5 protein-coding genes are annotated in these 6,529 nt (G+C 33.0%); all 5 read right to left on the bottom strand.

Annotation, left to right across the window (positions count from 1 at the left end; genetic code table 11):
* Window positions 1-662: 662 nt before the first annotated feature.
* The 5 genes from BMY18_RS21845 to BMY18_RS20500 all read right to left on the bottom strand — a co-directional run bounded on the left by BMY18_RS21845 (window position 663) and on the right by BMY18_RS20500 (window position 6,203).
* Complete coding sequence (locus BMY18_RS21845; protein WP_408645498.1) at window positions 663-812, bottom strand: DUF5808 domain-containing protein; 150 nt, start codon at window positions 810-812, stop codon at window positions 663-665.
* A 137-nt stretch (window positions 813-949) separates the two neighbouring features.
* Window positions 950-1,444: an HAD domain-containing protein gene (locus BMY18_RS20520; RefSeq protein WP_092458459.1), complete on the bottom strand. Its 495-nt coding sequence runs from the start codon at window positions 1,442-1,444 to the stop codon at window positions 950-952.
* 136 nt (window positions 1,445-1,580) lie between these two features.
* Complete coding sequence (locus BMY18_RS20515; protein ID WP_092458455.1) at window positions 1,581-2,372, bottom strand: PHP domain-containing protein; 792 nt, start codon at window positions 2,370-2,372, stop codon at window positions 1,581-1,583.
* A gap of 280 nt (window positions 2,373-2,652) precedes the next feature.
* Window positions 2,653-3,645 (bottom strand): hypothetical protein, encoded by a 993-nt coding sequence (locus BMY18_RS20510; protein WP_092458450.1) that lies wholly within the window; start codon window positions 3,643-3,645, stop codon window positions 2,653-2,655.
* Window positions 3,646-3,998: 353 nt separating this feature from the next.
* A complete protein-coding gene (locus BMY18_RS20500) occupies window positions 3,999-6,203 on the bottom strand; it encodes a KAP family P-loop NTPase fold protein (RefSeq protein ID WP_170841529.1) in 2,205 nt (734 codons plus the stop codon).
* Window positions 6,204-6,529: the final 326 nt, after the last annotated feature.

The following is a 6,529-nucleotide window of genomic DNA, read 5'->3' as shown; positions in this document are numbered from 1 at the left end:
GAAGGCGGCAGACACCGTTCATCTAAGATGTGGTACTGCCGCCTCTACGCAATCATGATGCTCCAACATCTTGATGCATGGGAAATGCCATCTGTTGAGACATTTCAAAAAACATTTAAGCTGAGCGCTTAATATCCATAAGGACAATACCTATTTTAAGGCATAACTTTCGTTATGTCTATTTCTCTTACACAAAATTTCTTCTTTTTTTCCAAAACTACCTATATTCAATTGTCAATTTACATTTGCATCATTAGATGCTAACTCCGAGAAGTTATATAAAAGTTTTTACATAGTATGGGATAAAAACAGATCGCTATCCTCATGCTTAACAAATTCAAATTTATTTTCACTTTATAAATATAATGGGTAGTTCAAATCTATGTCTTTTCCACATATTTACCCATCTAACAACATCTTCTCTTACTTTCTCTAAAATCTTTTCTTCTGTATTAATGTAATCAAAATTCTCCTTATGACGAAACCATTCTTCCTTTAATGATCTATTCTTTGAATAATATGTTTCAAAATTTTTGTCATAATTATACTATTTAATGTTATTAGTTATTTCATCATCCTACCGCTTACTTATTTTCAATTCTAATCCTTCAACTTTAATCTTCAACTAAATTTCATAGCTACGACTATTATTGGATTCCTTATTAACTACAATAAGTAATCAAGAACCAGAGTAGAAATGCAAAAAACAAGATCATACCTGCCTCAATTAACCATGATAAAGGATTGGCAAAATTTAATGACCAACCTATTCCACCCCATTCCCTTCTTACAAATAAATTTGCATCCTCAATGTTATAGTAAAACTTTTTTTGTTTCTAAGTCTAAGCTTTTTAACTTCTTCTGAAGTCCACTTCCTTTTACTCATCTTTGAATCCCCCTCTAAGTTGAAATTATTTATTTTATTAATACGACTTTCCCTGTATCTTAATTAATGTAGCATATCAATAGCCAGAGCAACATCCCCTTGTGTCAAGCCAAGTATCTGATTTGTTTTTAATTGATGTTTTTCAATTTTATCATTATGCAAACACAAATCATCAATAACTATCCATTTCTCAACTTCCGGATGTTCATGAAGCCATGCCAGAATTTCATTTGCTTTAACAAGGCTAAACTTTTTTGCCATTCTTATTTCTTCTGTAGAAAAATCCGGTGTTATATCTGAAATAAAAATATGGTTTCTTTTGAGTATTTCAACTAATCGTTGGGACTCTTTTCTGAGTGGCTGAATATTCTTATCAAACCAAAATCTCCATCCTGAGTGTAAGACAATACTTGCTTTTGTTCTTGTTATAATTTGACTTAACAGATATACTTTATCCTCATCAATCAATGTACCATCACTTAACTCTCGTTGATGATTCTCATTCCAAAAATTAGAATTTAACACTCCATCTATATCTAAAAAAATGATTTTCTGCATTTATATTCTCTATAAAAATTTCTGTGTTTCATATATTTATCTAAATCTCACATTGCCTTAATAAATATAATGTGAAGTCACAATTAATAACGAAGTCGAACCAACCTAACTTCAGATAATGCTTATTATGTGTAAACTAATCTTTGAGCATATTTTCAAGCTCAAGAATATTTACACCGACATCGCTTTGTTTATGCGCATCAGAAGCTGTAGAAATTTCTACATTATTTTTTTGAAAAATAGATAGCAATTTTGTATTCAGACCTAATTCCAAATCCGAGCAATAATTTAGCCGTAGTCCACCACTATTTTCAGCATACATACCATATTTACATAAAAGAATAGATAATTTACTATAATAATCTGTCAAGTCAATATCAGGTGTGTAACCAAAGCATTTGATTGAATCAGGATGCGCAAGACCAGTGAAAAGACCACTTTTGCATAATTGGAACATTATGTTATAATACCTTTTATAAACCTCGTTTACGTTCATACTTTTCCAAAGCTCTTTCTGTCCTGTATGGTCAAATCCCCAACCATCAATCCAATGTACTGAGCCTGTAAGAAAATCAAACTCATATTCGTCAAGAATACTTGCAAATACGTCAGCAGTTTCAGGAATATAACAAACTTCAAGACCAAATTTAACTTTTACAGGGTATTGAGTATCCTTTACCGTTTCTATAAAATTAATATACTCTATTATCGAACTGTTCATTTTTTTACTTATCCAGTTACGCTGATAATCGTTGTATTTCTTTATTGGTTCGTATACTTTCTCAAACTCAATGAATTGGTGGGTATGTTCAAGCAAGTATATTTCATCAAGCTCTTTATTTTGAGCGGCTTTGATAAAACCCTCAAAAAAATCAATATTATAACCGCCACCATTTCCATGTAAAAAATGCACATGGACATCTCGCATTATCCTACACCCCCACATTATATAAATAATCTTTAATTCGTAGTTGACACCAATTGCGAATCAACATGATTTTATTTAAAATACTATCTTCCTAATAAATATAATGGACAATTCAATATTTATGATTTTTTTGCCGAAATAATGCAATTTATTTCCGAGAATTTAGAGTAGTAACATGAATGTAATCCATTCTGATGATAATAACCATGCTTGGACTATCGCGGTTTATCAGCGGCAATAGTATCTCAAAACAGAATAATAACAACGTCCAACGTCTCCATTACTGCATAGTCATAATGTCCCCAAGGCACATATATGTTTGAAGAATACATCTTTCCGCGTCACTTTTTGTCACCTCCGAATGGACTCCTTTGCACTGTAGATCGTTCAGGTTATCTATCCAGTCGAGAAGATAGACTATATTGCTCCCGACAAGAGATTTTGAAGTTGATTTATCTTCAAGCTTCTCTATGACAGCGGATAATTTGTTCTTATAGTGATCGCCACTAATATCTATTTCTTTTCCCGATTTCGTTTTGTATGTTTTCTGTTCATGATTCGGAAAATGCTTAAGAAACAACTCAGTAGCTGTACATTCAAATAATCGACGACATGTGGTTAGCGCTTGAGAATACATTTCTGAATTGCCAGAGCTAAGTTTGCCTTCAATGGCCTGTAATTTGATCAATGCTTCTTTCGATAACTCAGAAAACGCATTATCTACACTTTCTCTGTATTCTGAAAAAATGCTGGTAGCAACATTACCGAAAGATAGTTCAATTTGCTTTTTCAGTGCATACTCATAATACCTTCCCGTTAAAACAGAAAGATGTTTTTGAGTGTTAGAAATACTCTTTACCATTATATTTGTTGCATTCGACACATCTTTTGTCAATCTGTCCATTGCTAACAAAGCATAATCTCCAGAAACAGAAGCACCGTTTGTTGTATAGTTTCCTACTGCTTTCTGCTGCGCCGCATTTTTTTCTTCAAGTTCAGAAGCCAATTCCGTGAAAATATATTTTTCTCCATTATCCACATAACCACGTCCGTTTTTATATCCCATACTCCATGCTTCAGTTGGGATACTCCCACTATCCAATCTCGGATATCCGCCGTATTCATACTGTAACCAGATTATAGCATTTGCATCATTAAGTAATCTCGCAATTTTTAAACATTGCAACAAAGCCGAGGTCGTAGTTATTGTACAATCTTCAATACCCTCAATTACTTTTTCACAGGCAATAAGTGTTTTTTCGGCTTTTTCCATTTTGATTTCTCCATTCGCTATTACTTTATTTATAACTCAATTTTTTTATTATCAGTTTCTCATTGCTATTTAGATTATTCCAATATAATCTTAATAGCACACTGACCACAGAACTTCCCATTATTCCGCTTACAGGAGTAATTATCCGCTCCTTACAACAAATACTGGGGCATGAAAGTATTACCACGCCAAAAATCTATACACATATTGATGAGGGGGCAACTCCAGGCTGCTGTTAATTCAAATCCTCTTGCTATGATGTTTTGCTGAACACATTATGGCTTTCTAGATAAAACTCTCTCTCACGTTTAAACGATATTGTGCAAAAGACTCTATTGCCAACAGAAGTAGCGCTACTGAGGGGCTTGATCTGTAAACTCTTTTTTCCACCTATCAATTATTTCATTGATAAGTAAAATAGTTCCTTCATGATTTCCCATAGTATTTGTTGACTTCAAAATAAACGCGGCAGAGGTTTCGATAGCTCTTTTATCTAATGCCCAGAATGAATCACTGAACCGCACCTTATTTATCGTATCAATTATGGTTGCATCATCAATAAAATTTGTATAAGATTTATCATCGAATGTATAACCACACGAACCATCACTACCAGACCATTCGTTTGCTTTTATCGATATATATTTGGGCAGTGAAAAGGCGTCAGCTAATGTCTCACTCATATAATCGATATACGACTCTTTTTGTATGAACTCCCAAAGAAAGGATGCTCTTCGTGACTCTTTCCAATCGAGTAGGTTTGTTTCTGTTAAAAAACTATTTGTCCTTTCAAGAAATATACCTTCTAACTCATACAAATGCTCTAGTGTAATAAGCTTTTCTTCTCGTATATATGACGTTTCTGCAACTCGTCCATGAGTTAATTCAATTATATGTAAAAGATGCAATAAAAACTGAAAGGACTCAAAATCCGAATGAGAAAGCATACTAGCAACTATATCATATCTAATATTTTCATTGCCAATTCTGAAGAGCAAATCTGATATTGTGTAAACACTAATTACTGCTGTACCAAAGCCTATCAATTTGGTATCTTCAACTTTTATTCTTCCGCTTTGAAATACTAGTACACTTAAAATAAGCTCTATCCTATCTTCAGGAATCCGTGACAGATTATGTTTAATCTCCTCCAAATAGTCACTGAAAAGTTCTCGCTCATTAAGCGATCTGATATACGCTCTCAATTCCAGATCTTCCATATTTAGCAAGGAATTGTCAACTTCTTTTTTGCTAATTTTTATATTGTCAAGCGACAGTGAAAAGTACAAATCAAATTTGTCTTTTGCTGCTATCCTCATTGCTTGATGTAGTTCGTTGTTCGATGCCAAATCACTGGGATACAGAACACTATTAGAAAATAACGGAAACAGACTTGCAATAGCATTTAGCATAACATTTGAATTTTCAGGATATAGCTCTTTGAAACTTTGTAAAGTTTCCTCTTTATGTTTTTTTAATTCGTTTAGTACCACTCCACCTCCACTATATCCCCCTATAAGGGAAAACTTATTTTCTCTTATCCATTCAAAAATAGGAGCAGCAAATATATGTAAGGCATTTATACCTGCCATATCAATAAAATCCACCTCCGCTTTTACTGCTGCATATGTGAATGATAAAGTGTTACAATATCTATTTACATCTCGCAATGTATTTATAAAAGGGCTAATACAAGAACTGAAAACTGTTGACCAACGTTTTCTATCGAATTCAACACCATTAGGTAATTCAATTAAAACATTAAGCTTGTCAAATAGAATATTATGTAGTTTCGAGATGTTTAAAGGCGGAACATCAAAGGGAACTTGAATTATTTTTTCAAGATATTCTTGTCCTTTGCATCCCTGAACATCTCCTAGCGCACGGGAAACAATATCTTTATCAAAAGAAAGAAGATAAGTTATATTCGAAAAACCCGCAACGGCATTAACTAATTGAAAAATCAGTCTGATTTGTTCATTTGAAAGTCGATCTATATCGTCAATTACAACTAGAATTCTGGAATCCAACTCCACCAATGCTTTTTCAACTTCACGTTTTCTGTAAGAAACATCATTAAGTTTTAATTCTGCATTATCTTTCACAGACTTTCCAAATACAGAAGATAGTTTAGGTATAAGCTTCAAATATTTTCCTACAATAGGGATATATTCTGAATATTCTAGTGCAGAGGAATATTTTTCTATTGCAGCCCCAACATCTTTGACCTTTTTATCTTTACTATCAATCTTTAATGAGTTTGTAAGTGTCAAAAAGAATTGGTTTATTAATTGGTTTGTATCTGTAAAATTCCATGGATTAAACTGTATGATAATTATTTTGTCCTTCTCGTCCATATTTGTTGACAAGTGTGTAATTTCTTCAATTGCCATATTAAGAACGGATGTTTTTCCGCACCCCCACTTTCCTTGTAGAGATACTGCATAATTATCTTTTGTTTGAAAATTTACAATTGCGTTTGCAAGTTGTTTTGCAAATGCACTCCGTCCTAGTTTGTCTTCACTTATCTGATTTATTGGTTTATCAGTATTAATCATACAGCATTCTCCCATTCGGCATTAGCACTACCTTTTATTCCCGTTGTATCATGGAATAAGCAGTTGTTTTTTATTTCTTACTATCCAATCACATTATAGCCATAATTAGCACATAGCCCAACATCCCATTATTGCTATTCCATACTTATCCCCCATCATAAATATAATGAGAAGCTGGTAAATTTGTTTCGACTTCTATCTTAAATATAAGACTTCATTTACTTTTTAATATACTGTCAAAGGTAGTATACTTTCTGGTATATGGGCACACCTCAATACATTTACCACATAATGTAATTTGCTTCTCTAATGATTTAGCCGCAATC

Origin of the sequence: [Clostridium] fimetarium, from assembly GCF_900111235.1 — a bacterium.
Classification (GTDB): Bacteria; Bacillota; Clostridia; order Lachnospirales; family Lachnospiraceae; genus Clostridium_N; species Clostridium_N fimetarium.
This window is presented reverse-complemented; position numbering and strand designations above follow the sequence as displayed.